Genomic DNA, 18,512 nt, shown 5'->3' with positions numbered 1-18,512 from the left:
AACATTCGTTTGACATTCGTATTCCTTTCGTTTTAACTGTTGTTACTTTCGCAATTGCGCAAGTTTTGTGCGATGCGAAATCGACGGCGGGCTCGGAGGGGGAATTGGGCCGAAATATTCACGACATATTCGTCATCGGTGGCGGCATCAACGGCTGCGGCATTGCGCGCGATGCCGTCGGGCGCGGTTATTCGGTGGCGCTGGCGGAGATGAACGATTTCGCCTCGGGTACCTCGTCGGGCGCCACCAAGCTGATCCATGGCGGCCTGCGTTACCTCGAGCATTATGAATTCCGCCTGGTGCGGGAATCGCTGATGGAGCGCGAGATCCTCTGGGCGATGGCGCCGCACATCATCTGGCCGCTGCGTTTCGTATTGCCCTACCACAAGGGCGGCATCCGTCCAGCCTGGCTGATCCGGCTCGGCCTCTTCCTCTACGACCATCTTGGCGGCCGCAAGCTGCTACCGCCGACATCCGTTCTCGACATGCGCCGCGATCCGGCCGGCAAGCCGCTGAAGGCGCTGTTTTCCAAGGCTTTCGAATATTCCGACGGCTGGGTCGACGATGCCCGCATGGTGGTGTTGAACGCCCGCGATGCCGCCGACAAGGGGGCGCTGATCATGCCGCGCACCAAGGTGGTGTCGGCAAAGCGCGAGAATGGCCTATGGCATATCGAGACCACCGATACCATCACCGGTCGCAATGACAGCCATCAGGCTCGGATGCTGGTCAATGCCGCCGGTCCCTGGGTCGACCATGTCATTCGTTCCGCCTTCGGCCAGAACGAAGCCCACCATGTCCGCCTCGTCCAGGGCAGCCATATCGTCGTGAAGAAGAAGTTCGACGATGTGAGAGCCTATTTCTTCCAGAACCCCGACAACCGGATCATCTTCGCCATCCCCTACGAGGGCGACTTCACCCTGATCGGCACCACGGATCGCGACTACACCGCCGATCCCCGGGATGTCCGGATCTCCGAGGAGGAGACCGTCTACCTTTGCAATGCGGCGTCGGAATATTTCAAGGAGCCGGTCAGGCCGGAGGATATCGTCTGGACCTATTCTGCGGTCAGGCCACTTTATGATGACGGCGCCTCGAAGGCGCAGGAGGCGACGCGCGACTATGTGCTGAAGCTGGAAGGCGAAGGTGCCGCGGCGCCGCTGCTCAACGTCTTCGGCGGCAAGCTCACCACCTATCGCCGGCTTTCCGAACATGCGCTGGAGAAGATCGGCGCTGCGATCGGCGCCAAAGGCGCCCCGTGGACGGCCAAAAGCCATCTGCCGGGTGGCGACTTCGCGGTCAAGGGTTACGAGGCGGAGGTCGCCAAGCTGAAGCGGCGTTATTCGTTCCTCGCCGATCGGCATGCCCGCCGGCTGGTGCGCCGCTATGGCACCAGGGCCGAGGCGCTGCTTGGCGATGCCAGCGGCATCGACGATCTCGGACGGCTGTTCGGCGGCGATCTCTACGAGGCAGAGGTTACCTACCTCGTCGAACAGGAATGGGCCCGGCACGCCGAAGACGTGCTGTGGAGGAGAACAAAGGATGGTCTGCGCCTTTCGAAGGAGCAGGCCCAGTCACTGGAGGAGTACATGGCTGCCATGCCGGCGATGGCCGGGTAGGAACCATGTGGTCCCCGATGCGTGGAGGCACGGGAATCGGAATGCTGGAACTGCGAAACGCCGCCAAGATGGTGGGCGCGGACTATCATATCTATCCGACCGATCTGGTTCTCGAGCGAGGCACGCTGAACGTCCTGCTCGGGCCGACGCTCGCGGGTAAAACGTCACTAATGCGGCTGATGGCGGGGCTTGACCGGCCGACCGGTGGCTCGATCCATTTCGACGGCACTGACGTCACCGGCATGCCGGTGCAGAAGCGCAACGTTGCCATGGTCTACCAGCAGTTCATCAACTATCCGGCGCTGACCGTCTACGACAACATCGCCTCGCCGATGCGCATATCGGGCAAGGATGCCGCCACGATCGACCGTGAGGTGCGCAAGGCGGCCGAGCTGCTGAAGCTCACGCCCTATCTCGATCGCACCCCGCTCAATCTGTCCGGCGGCCAGCAGCAGCGCACGGCGCTTGCGCGCGCGCTCGTCAAGAATGCCAGTCTCGTGCTGATGGACGAGCCGCTCGCCAATCTCGATTACAAGCTGCGCGAGGAACTGCGCGAGGAACTGCCGAAGATCTTTGCCCAATCCGGCGCGATCTTCGTCTATGCGACGACCGAGCCTTCCGAGGCGCTTCTGCTTGGCGGCAACACGGCAACCCTGAACCAGGGCAGGGTGACCCAGTTCGGGCCGACGATCGAGGTCTATCGCCGACCCGTCAATCTCGCTACCGCCGGCATTTTTGCCGATCCGCCGCTGAACACCCTCGACGTCACGAAGTCAGGCAATGTCTTCACGCGTCCGAGCGGGGTCACGATCTCGGTTCCCTCGCATCTGGCCGTCGTGCCGGATGGTCCCGTCAGTATCGCCTTTCACCCGCATCATCTCGGCCTTGCGCCGCAGACCGGCGATGCGGCCCGCCTGCAGGCGCGCACGCTGGTATCCGAGATCACCGGCTCGGAGAGCTTCGTTCACCTGGAATATGACGGTGTGCGCTGGGTGATGCTGGCGCATGGCATTCACGACATCGATCCCGACATGGAGGTCGAAGCCTTTCTCGACACCCGCCACCTGATGGCCTTCGGCAGCGACGGCCGCGCCATCGCCGCGGCCGGAAAGGTATAGGAGAGCACAATGGCACGCATCACGCTCGACCATATCCGCCACGCCTACGGCGCCAATCCGAAGTCCGACAAGGACTATTCGCTGAAGGAAGTCGACCACGAATGGAACGATGGCGGCGCCTATGCGCTGCTCGGCCCCTCCGGCTGCGGCAAGACCACGCTGCTCAACATCATCTCCGGCCTGCTGCAGCCCTCGCATGGCCGCATCCTGTTCGACGGCAACGATGTCACGAACCTTTCGACGCAGAGCCGCAACATCGCCCAGGTGTTCCAGTTTCCCGTCATCTACGACACGATGACCGTTTACGACAATCTCGCCTTTCCGCTGCGCAACCGCGGCGTGGCCGAGGCGGATGTCGATCGGCGCGTCCGCGATATCCTCGAAATGATCGATCTCGCCGGCTGGGCCAGGCGCAAGGCGCAGGGCCTGACCGCCGACCAGAAGCAGAAGATCTCGCTCGGCCGCGGACTGGTGCGCAACGACGTCAACGCCATCCTGTTCGACGAGCCGCTGACCGTCATCGATCCGCATATGAAATGGGTGCTGCGTTCGCAGCTGAAGCGGCTGCACAAGCAGTTCGGCTTCACCATGGTCTATGTCACCCACGACCAGACCGAGGCGTTGACCTTCGCCGAGAAGGTCGTCGTCATGTATGACGGCCAGATCGTCCAGATCGGCACGCCGGCCGAGCTTTTCGAGCGGCCGAGCCATACCTTCGTCGGCTATTTCATCGGTTCGCCGGGCATGAATTTCATGCCGGCCAGGATCGAGGGCAGCACTGTGGCGGTTGGAGACGAAACCCTGACGCTGGATTACGCGCCGAAGACGGCAGGCACGGCCAAAACCGAGCTCGGAATCCGTCCCGAATTCATTCGCCTCGGACGGGAGGGCATGCCGGTCACGATCAGCAAGGTCGAAGATATCGGCCGGCAGAAGATCGTGCGCGCCCGCTTTGCCGGCCAGCCGATCGCCATCGTCGTGCCTGAAGACGCCGACATTCCCGCGGACGCCTGCGTCACCTTCGATCCGTCCGCCATCAGCATCTACGCCGACAGTTGGCGTGTCGGCAGGGAGGCCTGAGCCATGCAGAAGACGTGGAATAACAAAGCCTGGTTTCTGGTCCTGCCGGTGCTGCTGCTCGTGGCGTTTTCGGCCGTCATCCCGCTGATGACCGTCGTCAACTATTCGGTGCAGGATACGTTCGGCAACAACGAGTTCTTCTGGGCAGGTACCGACTGGTTCGTCCAGACCCTGCATTCCGACCGCTTCTGGGAATCGCTACAGCGCAATCTGCTGTTCTCCTTCATCATCCTGGCGCTGGAGATTCCGCTCGGCATCTTCATCGCCCTCAACATGCCGAAATCAGGACCGGGCGTTCCCGTCTGCCTGGTGTTGATGGCGCTGCCGCTGCTCATTCCGTGGAACGTCGTCGGCACCATCTGGCAAGTCTTCGGACGCGTCGATATCGGCCTGCTCGGCCACACGCTCGAAGCGATTGGCCTCGACTACAATTATGTCCGCGATCCGATCGATGCCTGGGTGACCGTCATCGTCATGGACGTCTGGCATTGGACGAGCCTCGTCGTGCTGCTCTGCTATGCCGGCCTCGTCTCGATCCCCGACGCCTATTATCAGGCCGCCAAGATCGACGGTGCCTCGCGCTGGTCCGTCTTCCGCTACATCCAGCTGCCGAAGATGAAGCGGGTGCTTCTGATCGCAGTGCTGCTGCGCTTCATGGATAGCTTCATGATCTATACCGAACCCTTCGTCGTCACCGGCGGCGGCCCCGGCAACTCAACGACCTTCCTCTCCATCGACCTCGTGAAGATGGCGGTCGGCCAGTTCGATCTCGGCCCGGCGGCGGCAATGTCGATCATCTACTTCCTCATCATCCTGCTGCTCTCATGGGTGTTCTACACCGTGATGACCAGCAGCGACGACGCGAGCTGAAAGGGAGGGCGAGATATGAGCAACAAATACAAGCCTGCAGGCAGCCTTTCCTGGCTCGTTCCGACGATCTATATCGTCTTCCTGATCCTGCCGATCTACTGGCTCATCAATATGAGCTTCAAGGAAAATTCCGAGATCACCGGCGCCTTCTCGCTCTGGCCGACGAACCCGACGCTGCGCAACTACACGGTCATCTTCACCGATCCGTCCTGGTATAATGGCTATATCAACTCGATCATCTATGTGGTGATGAACACGGTAATCTCGGTGGCTGCGGCGCTGCCGGCAGCCTACGCCTTCTCGCGCTACCGCTTCCTCGGCGATAAGCACCTGTTCTTCTGGCTGCTGACCAACCGGATGGCGCCGCCGGCGGTCTTCGCGCTGCCGTTCTTCCAGCTCTATTCGGCCTTCGGCCTGATCGACACGCATATCGCCGTGGCGCTTGCCCACTGCCTGTTCAACGTGCCGCTCGCCGTCTGGATCCTCGAAGGCTTCATGTCCGGTGTGCCGAAGGAAATCGACGAAACCGCCTATATCGACGGTTATTCCTTCCCGCGTTTCTTCATCAAGATCTTCATTCCGCTGATTGCCAGCGGCGTCGGTGTCGCGGGCTTCTTCTGCTTCATGTTTTCGTGGGTCGAGCTGCTGCTGGCCCGCACGCTGACGACGACGGCGGCAAAGCCGATCTCGGCGATCATGACGCGAACGGTCTCCGCCTCGGGCATGGACTGGGGCGTGCTGGCGGCTGCCGGCGTGCTCACCATCATTCCGGGCGCACTCGTCATCTATTTCGTCCGCAACTACATCGCCAAGGGCTTCGCGCTCGGGCGCGTTTGAGGAGGAGACGGTCATGAATTTTTCCTGGATGGCCTGGACGCTGCCGACGACGCTGTTCTTCCTGACGATCCTGGCGCTTCTGATCGCCATGAGTGTCTGGGAATTTTTTTCGCCGGGCGGCTCGCCGCGCACGGGCGTGCTGCGTTTCGAGACGACGCGCGGCGACCGGCTCTTCATTTCGCTGCTGGGTAGCGCTTTCATTCATCTTGCATGGCTTGGGCTCGGTGGGCCCAACCTGTGGTGGGCTCTTGCCATCTCCGTGGTCTACGCCATCGGCGTCTTCCGCTACGTGTGACGGCAAGGAGAAGACAGATGGCCGGGGGTACTGGCCGCCTGAGACGTAACTGCAATCGCAAACCCTTGGGAGGATATTATGCGAAGGCACTTATTGACGACGACAGCAGGCTTGCTGCTGGCAATGACAGCTTCGGCCTATGCCGGCATGGACGAGGCCAAGACGTTCCTCGACAAGGAAGTCGGCGACCTCTCGACGCTTCCGCGCGCCGACCAGGAAAAGGAAATGCAGTGGTTCGTTGATGCTGCGAAGCCTTTCGCCGGCATGGACATCAAGGTCGTGTCCGAAACGATCACGACCCATGAATACGAATCGAAGGTGCTGGCGCCCGCCTTCACGGCGATCACCGGCATCAAAATCACTCACGACCTCATCGGCGAAGGCGACGTGGTCGAGAAGCTGCAGACGCAGATGCAGTCCGGCGAAAACATCTATGACGCCTATATCAACGATAGCGACCTGATCGGCACCCATTGGCGCTATCAGCAGGCCCGCTCGCTGACCGACTGGATGGCCAACGAAGGCAAGGATGTCACCAATCCCGGCCTCGACATCGACGACTTCATCGGCAAGTCCTTCACTACGGCGCCTGACGGAAAGCTCTACCAGCTGCCTGACCAACAGTTCGCGAACCTCTACTGGTTCCGTTACGACTGGTTCAACGACGAGAAGAACAAGGCGGACTTCAAGGCGAAGTACGGCTACGATCTCGGCGTGCCGGTCAACTGGTCGGCCTATGAGGATATTGCCGAGTTCTTCACCGGCCGCGAGATCGACGGCAAGAAGGTCTTCGGTCATATGGACTACGGCAAGAAGGACCCATCGCTCGGATGGCGCTTCACCGATGCCTGGCTGTCGATGGCCGGCAACGGCGACAAGGGCATCCCGAACGGCAAGCCTGTCGATGAATGGGGCATCAAGGTCGACGAGAACTCCCGTCCGGTCGGCTCCTGCGTCGCGCGCGGCGGCGATACCAACGGCCCTGCTGCGGTCTATTCCATCCAGAAATATCTGGACTGGATGAAGGCCTATGCACCGGCTGCCGCCCAGGGCATGACTTTCTCCGAATCCGGCCCGGTCCCGTCGCAGGGCGAAGTCGCCCAGCAGATGTTCACCTACACGGCCTTCACCGCCGACTTCGTCAAGGAAGGCCTGCCGGTCGTCAATGCGGACGGCACGCCGAAATGGCGTTTCGCACCGAGCCCGCATGGCGTCTACTGGAAGGACGGCATGAAGCTCGGCTATCAGGACGCCGGTTCGTGGACGCTGATGAAGTCCACGCCTGACGACCGCGCCAAGGCGGCCTGGCTCTATGCCCAGTTCGTCACCTCGAAGACTGTCGACGTGAAGAAGAGCCATATGGGTCTGACCTTCATTCGCCAGTCGACGCTGGATCACAAGTCCTTCACCGATCGTGCGCCGAAACTCGGCGGCCTGATCGAATTCTATCGTTCGCCGGCCCGCCTGCAGTGGTCGCCGACCGGTACGAACGTTCCTGACTATCCGAAGCTCGCTCAGCTTTGGTGGCAGGCGATTGGTGACGCTTCTTCCGGCGCCAAGACGGCACAGGAAGCGATGGACTCGCTTTGCTCCGAGCAGGAAAAGGTGCTGCAGCGCCTGGAACGCGCCAAGGTCCAGGGCGACATCGGCCCGAAACTCGCCGAGGAGCATGATCTCGCCTATTGGAACGCGGATGCGGTGAAGAACGGCAACCTTGCCCCGCAGCTGAAGATCGAGAACGAGAAGGACAAGCCGGTCACTGTCAACTACGACGAACTCGTCAAGAGCTGGCAGAAGAAGTAAGGCGGACCCGGCCGGAGGCGACGAGGCTTCCGGCCATCACTTCCTGCCACCGGCAGCAAAGCCGGTGGCACCCACAATCTTTCTCTCATGAACCGTCCGCGTCCTGCTGTCCTCTGCAGGCGGAGCGGTTTCGTGCGAGCCGGAGACGGATATGAGCGGCTATGTTCTTTCAATCGACCAGGGCACGACATCGTCGCGCGCCATCATCTTCGATGGCGACATGAAAATGGCCGGCTCGGCGCAGGCGGAGATCACCCAATATTATCCGCAGCCCGGATGGGTCGAGCACGACGCCGCCGAAATCTGGCGATCCGTCGTCGACACAGTGCGCAAGGCGATCGCTGACGCCGGTATTGACGCCGCCGATATCACCGCGATCGGCATCACCAACCAGCGCGAGACGGCGGTCGTCTGGGACCGCGGGTCGGGAAAGCCGCTTCACCGCGCAATCGTCTGGCAAGACAGGCGCACTGCAGAAATGTGCGAAAGCCTGAAGGCAGACGGCTACGAGAAACTGTTCAGCGCCAAGACGGGGCTGCTGCTCGACCCCTATTTCTCCGGAACGAAGCTGCGCTGGCTGCTCGACAATGTCGATGGCCTGCGTGAGAAGGCCGAGGCCGGCGATGTCTGCTTCGGCACGATCGACAGCTGGCTGATCTACAATCTGACTGATGGACGCGTGCATGCCACCGATGCGACCAATGCATCGAGAACGCTGCTCTATAATATCGGCGACGGTGCCTGGGACGAGGAGCTTCTCGGCATTCTCCGCATTCCGGCTGCCATTCTTCCTGACGTCAGGGAATGCGCCGATGATTTCGGCCGCGTCGACAAGACGCTGTTCGGCGCGGAACTTCCGATCCTCGGGGTCGCCGGCGACCAGCAGGCAGCGGCGATGGGCAATGCCTGCTTCGAGCCCGGCATGATGAAGTCCACCTACGGCACCGGCTGCTTTGCTCTGTTGAACACCGGCCGGGATCGTGTTTCCTCCTCTAACCGCATGCTGACGACGATCGCCTGCCGGCTCGACGGCGAGACGACCTATGCGCTCGAAGGCTCGATCTTCATCGCCGGCGCTGCCGTGCAATGGCTGCGCGACGGCCTCGGCATCATCGGCCAGGCATCCGAGGCAGGAGTGCTTGCCGCCAAAGCCGATCCCGGACAGCAGGTCTATATCGTTCCGGCCTTCACCGGCCTCGGTGCGCCCTACTGGGATCCGGCGGCGCGCGGCGCGATCTTCGGTCTGACGCGAAACAGCGGGCCGGCGGAATTTGCCCGCGCCGTGCTTGAATCCGTCGCCTACCAGACGCTCGACCTGCTGGTGGCGATGAAGAAGGACTGGGGCGCCAACCAGCTGGAAACCGTGTTGCGCGTCGATGGCGGCATGGCGGATTCGGATTGGACAATGCAGTGCCTGGCCGACATGACCGGAAACCCTGTCGATCGCTCGGCGATCCGCGAGACGACGGCGCTGGGCGCAGCCTGGCTTGCCGGCTCGAAAGCCGGCATCTGGCCCGGCAAGCGGGATTTTGCGCAGGCCTGGGCCTGCGACCGCCGCTTCAGCCCTTCGATGGATGAGACCGAGCGGCAGGGCAAGATCATCGGCTGGAAGAATGCCGTCTCAAGAATGATTTCGGACGCCTCAGCGGGATAGAACCGCTTCCGAGGATACCACTGTAGTGGCGACTTCTCTTAAGCGGCGCCGGCGGCCTTTCTGTTGATGAAGCTCAGGGCGAGCACGGCGAAGATCAGCGTTCCCGTGCCGACCTGCTGCCAGTAGAAGTTCAGATCGGTCAGCAGCAAGCCATTGGCGACGATGCTGAGCAGCAGCGCGCCGAGAACGGTTCCGCTGACATTCGGCCGCCCGAGCGGGCTGAGCGTGGTGCCGATGAAGGTCGCGCCAATCGCATTCAGCAGGAAGGCATTGCCCGAGGAGGGGATGTAGGTGGTGACGGTTGCGGTCAGGATCAGGCCAGCGATTGCCGCGATCAACCCGACCAGGATGAAAGTCACCGCGACATGGGCCGGCGCGGCGATGCCGGAATAGCGCACGACGCCCGGTTGGATGCCGATCGACAGGATGACGCGGCCGAAACGCGTGCGGGCAAAAACAACGGCAGCAGCGGCGATGACGACTATGGCAGCGGCAAGCGGCACCGGAAAGCCGGCGACCGTGCCGTGGCCGAGGAAACGGAAGGCTTCCGGCACGCCGTTCGGCGGCAGATAGACCGGATTGCCGCCATTGGTCAGCAGTTGCTGAACGCTGCGGCCGATGAACAGCGTGCCGAGCGTGGCGAGGAACGGCGACACGCCGATCCCTGAAATCAAGAGCGCGTTGAAGGCGCCGACGAACGCCCCGGCGGCCAGTCCCGCGAGTGCGGCGACTGCCACCGGCTGCCCTGCGAGGACGAGCGAGACGAAGGCAAAGCTGGCGAAATCCATCGCCGTTCCCACCGAAAGATCGATGCCGCCCGACGCGACGGCGAAGGTCATGGCGACGGAGACGATGGCAAGCAGCGTGAAATTATTGACCAGGATGCTCTGCAGATTGGCAGGCGTCAGGAATGTCGGCGTTGCCACGGAAAAGGCGGCGAACACCGCAACAAGGGCGAGGATCAGCCCATAACGCACCAGGCCGCCGGTGATAAGACGCGGCAAGCTGATGGCGGCGGGGGTGGGGGTCTGGAGCGACATGTCAGGCCTCCTGCCGGCGCAGCAGCGTGGTCGCGGAAACGACGATGAGAATGAGCACACCCTGGACGCCGCTGACCAGCGTGCTCGAAATGTTCAGCAGCTGGAAGCCGTTGACCAGGAAGCCGACCAAAAGGGCCGAAAGCAGCGTCCCGGTGATCGTCGGAACCAGCCGGCGCGAAAAGACCGAGCCGAGCAGGGCCGTCACGACGACGGGCAACAGCATCTCGCCGGCGCCGGTCGTGCTGCCGCTCAGATAGGAAACCGACAGGATACCAGCGATGCCACCGGAGACGCCGCTGGCGACGAAGGCGCCGGCAAGCAGCCGGCGAAGCGGCAGACCGGCGGCACGCGCCGCATCCGGAAACTCACCGACGGCATAGAGACGCAGGCCGAGCGGGGTATATTGCACGATCGCCGTGGTGATGGCCGTGAAGCCAAGGAGCACATAGGCAAGAACCGGTATGCCGAAAACATCCGAGGCCGAAAGCGCCGACAGGAATGGCGTCGAGGCCGGCAGGACGGTATTGCCGGTCAGCACCAATTCCAGGCCGGCGACGACGTTCATGACGGCCAGCGTAGCCAGCAGCGGCACGATGCCGGCATAGACGACGGCAATGGCATTGACCGTGCCGATCAGGGCGCCGGTGAGGATCGCCGCCGCGATCGCCATCGCATCGCCGTAGCCGAGCTGTGTCAGGCTCGCATAGACGGCGGCGCTGAGGCCCATATTGGCCGCGAGCGACAGGTCGATGCCGCCGGTGACGACATTGGAGCCGCCGGCGATCAGCACGATCGTTAGACCGATGGCAAGCACGCCTGAGATGGCCGATTGACCAAGCACATTGCCGATATTGCCGATGCTGAGGAAATAGGGTGCGGACAGCGAGAAGATGATCAGGATGGCGGCGAAAGCGATCAGCGATCCGAAGCGCAATGCCGCAGCCGCAATATTGCCGGCCGGCCGGGGAGGCGGCTCCGCAGCGGAAAAACCGGAAGGCGCGAATTCTACTTCAGCCGACATGGCGTTGTCCCTCGGATGATCCGGTCGATTGAGCGAGCACGGCATCCGCCGTGGTCTCCGACGAGATGAATTCCCGCACGACGCGGCCGCGGAAGAGCACCAGGATGCGATCGGTGATGCCGATCAGTTCGGGCAGATCCGAAGACAGCACGATGACGCCGGCGCCGCGCGACGCGAGTTCGCCGATCAGCGTATAGATCTCGACCTTGGAGCCGATATCGACTCCAACCGTCGGCTCGTCGAGGAGATAGACCTCGGAGCGGCGGCTCAGCCACTTGGCGATGGCGATCTTCTGCTGGTTGCCGCCCGAAAGCGTGCGCAGCAGGGCATTGCGCCCATTGGTCTTCACCTGCAGCCGCGTAATCAGGGCGTCCACTTCTCTCTGTTCGCGTCTGCGATCGAGAAAGCCGAAACGGGTGAAGCGGCCAAGGCTCGAAAGACTGATATTTTCCGCAACGCTGAGGTCGAGCGCGACGCCGTGGCGACGCCGATCTTCCGGCACCAGCGCGATCTCGCGACCGGTCGCCTGGGTGGGATTGCTGAAACGGGCAGCCTTGCCGCTGATCTCGATATGGCCGGAAGCCGGGGTCTCCAGACCGAAGAGAGTGCGGACCAGTTCCTTTGCGCCGGAGCCGAGCAGGCCGGTGAGGCCCAGCACCTCGCCGCGGCGAAGTGTGAAACTCACGTCGCTATATTTCCCCGGCGCCGACAGCTGCTCGACCTTGAGGATTTCTTCGCCCGGCGTCACTTGCGGCTTTGGAAACATCTCCTTGATATCACGTTCGACCATCAGCCGCGCAATTGCACCGGCCGAAGTCTCCCCGATCGGCAGGGAGGCGACGTCGAGCCCATTGCGCAGCACGGTGACGTGGTCGCAGAGCTCTTCGATTTCGTTCAGGTAATGCGAGATATAGATGATGGTGACGCCTTCGTTGCGCAGACGGCGGATCAACCGGAAGAGGATATCGGCCTCGCGGCGCACCAATGCGGCCGTCGGCTCGTCGAAGACGAGCACCTTCGGCTGATTGAGGAGGGCGCGGGTGATTTGCACGATCTGCTTTTCGGCAGTCGACAATTCGCCGATCAAGGCGGCGTTCGGCAGCCGGATACCGAAATAGTCGTTGAGAATGTCAGATGCGCGGCGCTGCATCAGTCGCCGGTCGAGGAACGGCGTGCCCGCGATGCGTGGTTCCCGGCCGAGGAACAGGGCTTCGCCGACGGTGAAGGTCGGCACCAGCAGCCGATCTTGGTGAATGAAGTGGATACCGAGCTCTTCGGCAAGATGCGGTGTCAGCCTGTCGAATGTTTGCCCTTCGATCTCGATCCGGCCGCCATCCGGCTGGTGAAGACCGGCAAGCAGCTTGATCAGCGTCGACTTGCCGGCGCCGTTCTGACCGACGAGACCGTGGATGGTGCCGCGCCTGACGATCAGCGACGCACCGGCAAGCGCCTGCGCGCCGCCGAAATGCTTGACGATGCCTTCAAAGCGAATGATGTCGTCGCGTGCCGTCACCGGCTGCTTCAACGAAATGGCCGTCATATCGATTTCTCCAGGCACAGAGATTCCGAGCGATCCGGCATGGCCGGATCGCTCGTATTCAGTGTCAGCCGATGCCGAGTTTCTTGGTGACTTCGCCGACATTGGTCTTGTTGGCGAGCAGTGCCGGAACATAGGTTTCGCGCGGCAGGGTCTGGCCGGCGAGCAGCTTGGCGACGTTGCGGATGGCGGTGCGGCCAATTTCCGCCGGCTGCTGGGCGACATCGGCGCCGGCCGGCGAATTCGGATCGGCGATAAGCTGCAGCACTTCCGGGCTGCCGTCGACACCGTAGGTGCGGATCTCGGTCCGTCCGGCGGCTGCCAGGGCCTGGGTCGCGCCAAGCTGCGGAATGTCCCAGGCCGACCAGATCGCCTTGATCGAACCCTTTTCCGGATATTTGTTGAGGATCGCCGTAATCTGCGTGAAGGCGTCCTGCACGGTATTCGGGATGACGTCGCGCAGTTCCGGCTGGAGGATTTTGACCTTCGGGAAATATTTGACGACATTGACCAGCTGGTCGTAGCGGATCGCGCAGGGGGTTACGCCGTAGAAGCCGTTGAAGACGACGATATTGCCTTCGCCGCCGATATCGGAGACGAGCTGCAGCGCCAGATCCTTGCCGATGCCCCAGTTATCGGACGTGGTGTTGTTGATCGAATTGGTCGAGCCGACGTCGACGGTCAGAACCGGGATCCCGGCATCGCGCGCCTTCTTCAGCCAGGGATCGATGACGCTGAGCGTGCCGAGGATTTGAACGATCGCATCCGGCTTCTGGGCAATCAGCGTCTGCAGCTGCGAGACCAGCTTGCCGTCGTTGCGTCCGGCATCGACAGCGATCGGCTCGCCGCCGAGGCGTTTTACCTCTTCGATCTGGGCATTATAGGCCTGCAGATCGAAGAAGTGATCGGTGCCGGTTGCGCTGATGGCGATGCGCTTGCCTTTCAGCGACAGTTCTTCGCCGGCGGCAAAAGCCGGCTTCTGCCCGATGAGCGAAGCACCGGCGACGGCGACCCCGGCCGCGGCAGACAGTTTCAGCAGATCTCGTCTTCCGAGACCGTTTTCGGACTTTTCGATACTCATCGCAATTTCTCTCCAATTAATTATGTCTATAGATTAAATGGATTAATGCAGATGGATAGGAACGAATTTCCAAAAGAACGATCTCCGGGGGAAAGAGTGGACGGAACGAAAGCTCATCCCTGGCCGCGGTTTCCCGCGACCGGGAATGATTTCGGAGGCCTGGCGATTTTCAGAGCGGTCAGATGAGTCTGCATTCACCGATCAAGAAGAACATGCACTGCATAATTCTTGCGCATGCGACCAAATTTGCCGAAGGCGAACTCCTGCTGGGCCGCGGTGCCGTGTGGCGCGACAGCAGGCGTAAAATCACGATTTCATGGGCACCGTCGGGTTTTATGCTGCGAGGTTGATATCTAGCGCGAAGCTTCGCTCCACTTGGCGCGCAACTTGCCTCTCTCCTGCCAGGGAGAATGAAACAATGCCCGACATCGACCCGCAGATTTTCTCAATAAGCCGACCATCCCTCGGAGGCTACAAGGCCTTTGTTCAACGCGACATGATCGTCGAGACCTATCGCAGCGCCGCGGGGCAAATGGTTTCGAGGGGCTCCCTTCATAGAATTTCGATCAACCGCACGGCGCACGGCAAATATGCCTATCGGCTTGGAAGCGGGGCATTCCGCAAAGTTGAGAGGCCGCCGTTCACCCTCGGATTTCAACCGGCCGCCACCGTCCTTGAAGTCGATGGCGATGCGGCGGATTATATCTCGATCTTCCAGTCACCTGCGCTTTACAGCGGCATCGGCGGCTCTCGCTTCGATCCCGAGCATTGGGATAGTGACGCGCTCAGCGCGACGACTGATCCGACAACGCTGCAGGTCGCGCTCTCCCTCGCATTTGCCGCCGAGAAGACCGGGTGCGACGACCTGCTTTTGATGCAGCATCTGGGGATGGCGCTCGCCTGCTGCGTCGTAAAACTGCTGGGCGCCAAACCTGAAGCCGGCGATCGTCCGCTGACATCGGACAATCTCCGGCGTGTGATCGATTACATCGAGAACCTGCTTGGCAAATCCGATCTGAGTGTCGAGGAGCTGGCCGGGGTGGCCCATATGAGCCCCTTTCACTTCAGCCGGGAATTCAAACGGGCGGCCGGCTTGGCGCCGCATCGCTTCGTTCTCGAACGCAGGATCGAGCGGGCGCGACTTTACCTCGCCGATGGCAAGGAGACGCTCGCAAACATCGCTTATGCCACAGGCTTTTCCAGCCAGGCGCATTTCTCCAGCGTCTTTCGCCGTCTAGTGGGGGCGACCCCGAAGGAATACCAGCGTTCGGTCCGTCTTTGAGCAGGCTCTTGCCGATGACAGATCAGCAGCTTTGCGAAAGACAACCGCACGAATTTGAAATCTCTTGAGGCTGCGGTCTGCGAGGCTTTTCCCATCAGGAGGCCCATATGACCGCTTTTGCCCAAACCAATCCGATTACCGACATTTGCTTCCTGGTCGAGGATATCGACAAAGCATCGGCTTTCTATGTCGAGCGTCTTGGCTTCAAACCTCGCCGCCGGGCTCCCGGCTTTGCCGATTTCAAAGGGGCGGGCGTGACGCTGGCGCTCTGGGAGATCGAGCATATTGCCGAGAATACCGGTGTCTCAAGCCGCCGTGCCCCTCCAGGTGCGCACAAGGCCTGCGCGGCCATCGAGCTCGCCTCGCCAGAGCAGGTCGATGCTGCCTATGCGGAGCTGAAAGCTGCGGGCGTGCTCTTCCACGCGCCGCCGCAGGACTATGTCTGGAACGCGCGATGCGTCTATTTCGCCGATCCTGACGACAATCTCTGGGAGATTTATGCGTGGTCCGCAGGCGGCCCGACCGGCGACATCGACCCGCAATAGCGAGCGCAATCGGCCGGTCGTACAACAATCCAACAAGGGGAAAGGCAAGCAAAATGAGCGGGGATGACAAACACATCGTGGTCGGCAGGCGTACCGTCCTGAAGGGCGGAGCCTTTGCCCTTGCTGCAGCGACGGCAGGCATCAGCGTGTTCGTGCCGCGTCACTCGAAAGCCGCAGCATCCAAGGTCGTCATCAAATATGACTGGCTGATGAGCAACGGACAGATCGGCGATATCGTCGCAGTCAAGCAAGGCCTGTTCCAGGCCGAGGGTCTCGACGTCGAGTTTTCCCCTGGCGGTCCCAATTCGGCGACGGTGCCGCCCGTGATCACAGGTGATGCGCAGCTCGGCCAATTTTCGGATTCGGCACAGCTTCTTCTTGCCCGGTCATCCGGGGTGCCGATCCGGATCTTCGCCTGCGGTTTCCGCATGGCGCCTTTCGCCTTCTATTCGCTGCCCAAGGCGCCGATCCGCACCGTCAAGGACATGGTCGGAAAGCGCATCGGCATCCAGCCGACGGCCCGTTATGTGCTCGATGCCATTTTGCTGAAGAACAATATCGATCCCTCGAGCCTGACCATCACCAATATCGGCTTCGACATGACGCCGCTGATGACCGGTCAGGTCGATGCAGTGACCGGATGGATCACCAATACGCAGGCCCTTTCCATCATCGGCCCCGACCGCATCGATCTGATGATGAAGGATACGGGCCTGCCCTCCTATGCCAACGTCTATTTCGCCACCGACGATGCCGTGAGCGGCCATGCCGAGACATTGGCAAAGGTGCTGCGCGCCGTCGCCAAAGGCTGGGCCTGGACGCATGAACATCCTGAAGAGGCGGTCAAACTGGCGGTGGAGGCCTATCCGCAGCTCGATCTTGCCGTGGAGCTGAAGACGGTGCCGCGTATATTGTCACTGAGCTTCGACGCGACGACAGGCAAGGATGGCTGGGGCAGCTTCGATCCGGCCGCTCTTGCCGAGCAGATTTCCGTCTACGACAAGATCGGTCAGTTCAAGAGCGGCGCGCCGAAGCTGGAGGACTGCTATACGACCAAGATCTTGGACATGACGGCGGGTGACCGTCCGAAGATTGCGTGAGAGCGGATTTGCCTGAAGCAGCGGCCATCGAAACCAAGGATCTGGCTGTCGGTTATGCCGGCGCTGTCGAGACGACCCGCATTCTGTCCGGCGTCGATCTCAGCGTCGGCAGGGGCGAGTTTCTGACCATTCTCGGTCCTTCCGGCTGCGGCAAGTCGACCTTGCTGCGTGCGGTGGCGGATCTTCTCCCGCCGCTTGACGGGCGGCTGTCGGTGCTCGGCAGGACAGCGTCGGAGGCGCGCCGGCGGCGCGAGGTCGCCTTCGTCTTTCAGGACGCAACGCTGCTGCCGTGGCGGACTGTGAGGGAGAATGTCGCGCTGCCGCTGCAGGTGGGGAAGAACAGCGTCTCGCGATCGGTCGATCCGCGGCCCGACCATTGGATTGAACTGGTCGGCCTGTCGCATTTGGCCGACCGCTATCCACATCAACTGTCCGGGGGCCAGCGCCAACGCGTCGCCATAGCGCGCGCGCTTCAATGCGAGCCGAATATCCTGCTCATGGACGAGCCCTTCGGTGCGCTCGACGAGATCACCCGCGAACGACTGAACGACGAGCTTCTGGACGTCTGGCGCCGGACCGGCACGACCATCCTGTTCGTGACCCACAGCGTCGTCGAGGCGATCTATCTCGGCGGACGCGTGCTGGTCCTGGCGGCCAATCCGGGCCGCGTCCAGGCGCTGATCGACCTTGCACCGCTGAAAGACGAGCGTGGGCTCTGTCGGCGCGAGAGCCTCGATGTCCAGGAGACCGCTGCCCGTCTGCGCGGATTGCTGCAGGAGGGGAATTCGGCTGCATGACGCATCGTCGGCTATCCCTCACCGAGGCAATCGGCCTTCCAGTTATCGGCGCCCTCTCGCTGCTTTTCGCCTGGCAATGGCTGGTGCCGGCGCTCGGTATTCCGGCCTATATCGTTCCAACACCGCTGGCGATCCTGCGCACGCTCGGAACGGAATGGCGCTTCCTTCTGTCGAATGCGATCCCGACATGGGGTGAGGCGGGCCTCGGCTTCCTCCTGGGCAACAGTCTCGGCGTGATCATGGCAATTGCCTTTGTCTATAATCCGCGCCTCCAGGCCGCCTATTTTCCCGTTGTCCTGCTCTTCAACACCATCCCGGTGCTGGCGCTTGCGCCGATCATCATCCTCATCTTCGGCCTCGGCATGCTGCCAAAGGTCATCATCGCTGCTCTCATTTGCTTCTTCCCAACCCTGGTGAATACCGCCCGGGGCCTCAATCTGGCGACTGCGAGCGAGCTTGACCTGATGCATGTGCTTTCGGCGAGCGGGTGGGAGACGTTCTGGCGCCTGCGCGCCCCACGCTCCGCCCCCTTGCTCTTTGCTTCGCTGCGCATTTCGGCAACCACCTGTGTGATCGGTGCGATCGTCGGGGAGTGGATCGGCTCGAACCAGGGGCTGGGCGCTGTCATCATCCAGTCGACATTCAACTATCAGGCGGAAAGGCTTTTTGCCGCCGTCGTGCTCGCCTCTTTCTCCGGCATCGTCTTTTTTGCCGCTATTGCCCAGATCGAGCGGACTTTCCGCCGGCTGCAGCCGGGGCAGAGCTGAAAGCGTTCAATGCGAGCACCGCAACGCTGACGCTTTCCAGGATATGACAAGGCCTCCCGATGTTTT

The 18,512-nt window shown here is 61.8% G+C and carries 17 protein-coding genes; 13 read left to right on the top strand and 4 right to left on the bottom strand.

The features are described 5' to 3' along the window. Positions 1 to 104: 104 nt before the first annotated feature. The 8 genes from glpD to glpK all read left to right on the top strand — a co-directional run bounded on the left by glpD (position 105) and on the right by glpK (position 9,276). Positions 105 to 1,619: a glycerol-3-phosphate dehydrogenase gene (glpD, locus tag GR198_RS26325; RefSeq protein ID WP_029874993.1), complete on the top strand. Its 1,515-nt coding sequence runs from the start codon at positions 105 to 107 to the stop codon at positions 1,617 to 1,619. Positions 1,620 to 1,660: 41 nt separating this feature from the next. Further along, the gene (locus tag GR198_RS26320; RefSeq protein WP_029874994.1) at positions 1,661 to 2,737 is read left to right on the top strand and encodes an ABC transporter ATP-binding protein; all 1,077 of its coding nucleotides are present in this window, start codon (positions 1,661 to 1,663) and stop codon (positions 2,735 to 2,737) included. Between the two features lie 9 nt (positions 2,738 to 2,746). After that, positions 2,747 to 3,817 (top strand): ABC transporter ATP-binding protein, encoded by a 1,071-nt coding sequence (locus tag GR198_RS26315; protein WP_029874995.1) that lies wholly within the window; start codon positions 2,747 to 2,749, stop codon positions 3,815 to 3,817. A gap of 3 nt (positions 3,818 to 3,820) precedes the next feature. Then, the gene (locus GR198_RS26310; protein ID WP_003549532.1) at positions 3,821 to 4,687 is read left to right on the top strand and encodes a carbohydrate ABC transporter permease; all 867 of its coding nucleotides are present in this window, start codon (positions 3,821 to 3,823) and stop codon (positions 4,685 to 4,687) included. Between the two features lie 15 nt (positions 4,688 to 4,702). Then, positions 4,703 to 5,524 (top strand): carbohydrate ABC transporter permease, encoded by an 822-nt coding sequence (locus GR198_RS26305; protein ID WP_029874996.1) that lies wholly within the window; start codon positions 4,703 to 4,705, stop codon positions 5,522 to 5,524. A 13-nt stretch (positions 5,525 to 5,537) separates the two neighbouring features. After that, entirely contained in the window at positions 5,538 to 5,819 is a 282-nt protein-coding gene (locus GR198_RS26300) for a DUF2160 domain-containing protein (RefSeq protein WP_164069769.1), read from the top strand. A gap of 78 nt (positions 5,820 to 5,897) precedes the next feature. Further along, entirely contained in the window at positions 5,898 to 7,622 is a 1,725-nt protein-coding gene (locus GR198_RS26295) for an ABC transporter substrate-binding protein (protein ID WP_011649612.1), read from the top strand. A 151-nt stretch (positions 7,623 to 7,773) separates the two neighbouring features. Beyond that, the gene (gene glpK / locus GR198_RS26290; RefSeq protein WP_029874998.1) at positions 7,774 to 9,276 is read left to right on the top strand and encodes a glycerol kinase GlpK; all 1,503 of its coding nucleotides are present in this window, start codon (positions 7,774 to 7,776) and stop codon (positions 9,274 to 9,276) included. Between the two features lie 38 nt (positions 9,277 to 9,314). Here the strand turns inward: glpK and GR198_RS26285 are convergent, their stop codons facing one another. The 4 genes from GR198_RS26285 to GR198_RS26270 all read right to left on the bottom strand — a co-directional run bounded on the left by GR198_RS26285 (position 9,315) and on the right by GR198_RS26270 (position 13,955). After that, a complete protein-coding gene (locus GR198_RS26285) occupies positions 9,315 to 10,316 on the bottom strand; it encodes an ABC transporter permease (protein ID WP_029874999.1) in 1,002 nt (333 codons plus the stop codon). A gap of 1 nt (position 10,317) precedes the next feature. Beyond that, positions 10,318 to 11,337, bottom strand: a complete 1,020-nt coding sequence (locus tag GR198_RS26280) for an ABC transporter permease (RefSeq protein ID WP_164069768.1) — start codon at positions 11,335 to 11,337, stop codon at positions 10,318 to 10,320. Continuing rightward, on the bottom strand, positions 11,327 to 12,877 hold the full coding sequence (locus GR198_RS26275) for a sugar ABC transporter ATP-binding protein (protein WP_029875001.1): 1,551 nt from the start codon (positions 12,875 to 12,877) through the stop codon (positions 11,327 to 11,329). Before GR198_RS26275 ends, GR198_RS26280 begins: the two co-directional genes overlap by 11 nt. 64 nt (positions 12,878 to 12,941) lie before the next feature. Further along, positions 12,942 to 13,955, bottom strand: coding sequence for a sugar ABC transporter substrate-binding protein (locus tag GR198_RS26270; RefSeq protein ID WP_027667038.1), 1,014 nt, complete (start codon positions 13,953 to 13,955; stop codon positions 12,942 to 12,944). Between the two features lie 418 nt (positions 13,956 to 14,373). Between GR198_RS26270 and GR198_RS26265 the strand changes: the two genes are divergently transcribed. From GR198_RS26265 to GR198_RS26245, 5 genes are all read left to right on the top strand, one after another. After that, complete coding sequence (locus tag GR198_RS26265) at positions 14,374 to 15,237, top strand: AraC family transcriptional regulator (protein WP_029875002.1); 864 nt, start codon at positions 14,374 to 14,376, stop codon at positions 15,235 to 15,237. 107 nt (positions 15,238 to 15,344) lie between these two features. Further along, a complete protein-coding gene (locus GR198_RS26260; protein WP_011649619.1) occupies positions 15,345 to 15,782 on the top strand; it encodes a VOC family protein in 438 nt (145 codons plus the stop codon). A 53-nt stretch (positions 15,783 to 15,835) separates the two neighbouring features. Next, positions 15,836 to 16,882, top strand: a complete 1,047-nt coding sequence (locus GR198_RS26255; RefSeq protein WP_029875003.1) for an ABC transporter substrate-binding protein — start codon at positions 15,836 to 15,838, stop codon at positions 16,880 to 16,882. Between the two features lie 8 nt (positions 16,883 to 16,890). Beyond that, positions 16,891 to 17,679: an ABC transporter ATP-binding protein gene (locus GR198_RS26250; protein ID WP_029875004.1), complete on the top strand. Its 789-nt coding sequence runs from the start codon at positions 16,891 to 16,893 to the stop codon at positions 17,677 to 17,679. After that, positions 17,676 to 18,446 (top strand): ABC transporter permease, encoded by a 771-nt coding sequence (locus tag GR198_RS26245; protein WP_029875005.1) that lies wholly within the window; start codon positions 17,676 to 17,678, stop codon positions 18,444 to 18,446. Before GR198_RS26250 ends, GR198_RS26245 begins: the two co-directional genes overlap by 4 nt. Positions 18,447 to 18,512: the final 66 nt, after the last annotated feature.

It is taken from the genome of Rhizobium leguminosarum (assembly GCF_010668065.1).
Lineage (GTDB): Bacteria > Pseudomonadota > Alphaproteobacteria > Rhizobiales > Rhizobiaceae > Rhizobium > Rhizobium leguminosarum_S.
The sequence above is the reverse complement of the archived record's forward strand: the minus strand, read 5'-3'. Positions and strand labels throughout refer to the sequence as shown.

Coding starts and splice junctions, on each gene's coding strand:
- GR198_RS26320 (WP_029874994.1), top strand. CDS start 1,661: ATGCTGGAACTGCGAAACGCCGCCAAGATGGTGGGCGCGGACTATCAT.
- GR198_RS26315 (WP_029874995.1), top strand. CDS start 2,747: ATGGCACGCATCACGCTCGACCATATCCGCCACGCCTACGGCGCCAAT.
- GR198_RS26310 (WP_003549532.1), top strand. CDS start 3,821: ATGCAGAAGACGTGGAATAACAAAGCCTGGTTTCTGGTCCTGCCGGTG.
- GR198_RS26305 (WP_029874996.1), top strand. CDS start 4,703: ATGAGCAACAAATACAAGCCTGCAGGCAGCCTTTCCTGGCTCGTTCCG.
- GR198_RS26300 (WP_164069769.1), top strand. CDS start 5,538: ATGAATTTTTCCTGGATGGCCTGGACGCTGCCGACGACGCTGTTCTTC.
- GR198_RS26295 (WP_011649612.1), top strand. CDS start 5,898: ATGCGAAGGCACTTATTGACGACGACAGCAGGCTTGCTGCTGGCAATG.
- glpK (WP_029874998.1), top strand. CDS start 7,774: ATGAGCGGCTATGTTCTTTCAATCGACCAGGGCACGACATCGTCGCGC.
- GR198_RS26285 (WP_029874999.1), bottom strand. CDS start 10,316: ATGTCGCTCCAGACCCCCACCCCCGCCGCCATCAGCTTGCCGCGTCTT.
- GR198_RS26280 (WP_164069768.1), bottom strand. CDS start 11,337: ATGTCGGCTGAAGTAGAATTCGCGCCTTCCGGTTTTTCCGCTGCGGAG.
- GR198_RS26275 (WP_029875001.1), bottom strand. CDS start 12,877: ATGACGGCCATTTCGTTGAAGCAGCCGGTGACGGCACGCGACGACATC.
- GR198_RS26270 (WP_027667038.1), bottom strand. CDS start 13,955: ATGAGTATCGAAAAGTCCGAAAACGGTCTCGGAAGACGAGATCTGCTG.
- GR198_RS26265 (WP_029875002.1), top strand. CDS start 14,374: ATGCCCGACATCGACCCGCAGATTTTCTCAATAAGCCGACCATCCCTC.
- GR198_RS26260 (WP_011649619.1), top strand. CDS start 15,345: ATGACCGCTTTTGCCCAAACCAATCCGATTACCGACATTTGCTTCCTG.
- GR198_RS26255 (WP_029875003.1), top strand. CDS start 15,836: ATGAGCGGGGATGACAAACACATCGTGGTCGGCAGGCGTACCGTCCTG.
- GR198_RS26245 (WP_029875005.1), top strand. CDS start 17,676: ATGACGCATCGTCGGCTATCCCTCACCGAGGCAATCGGCCTTCCAGTT.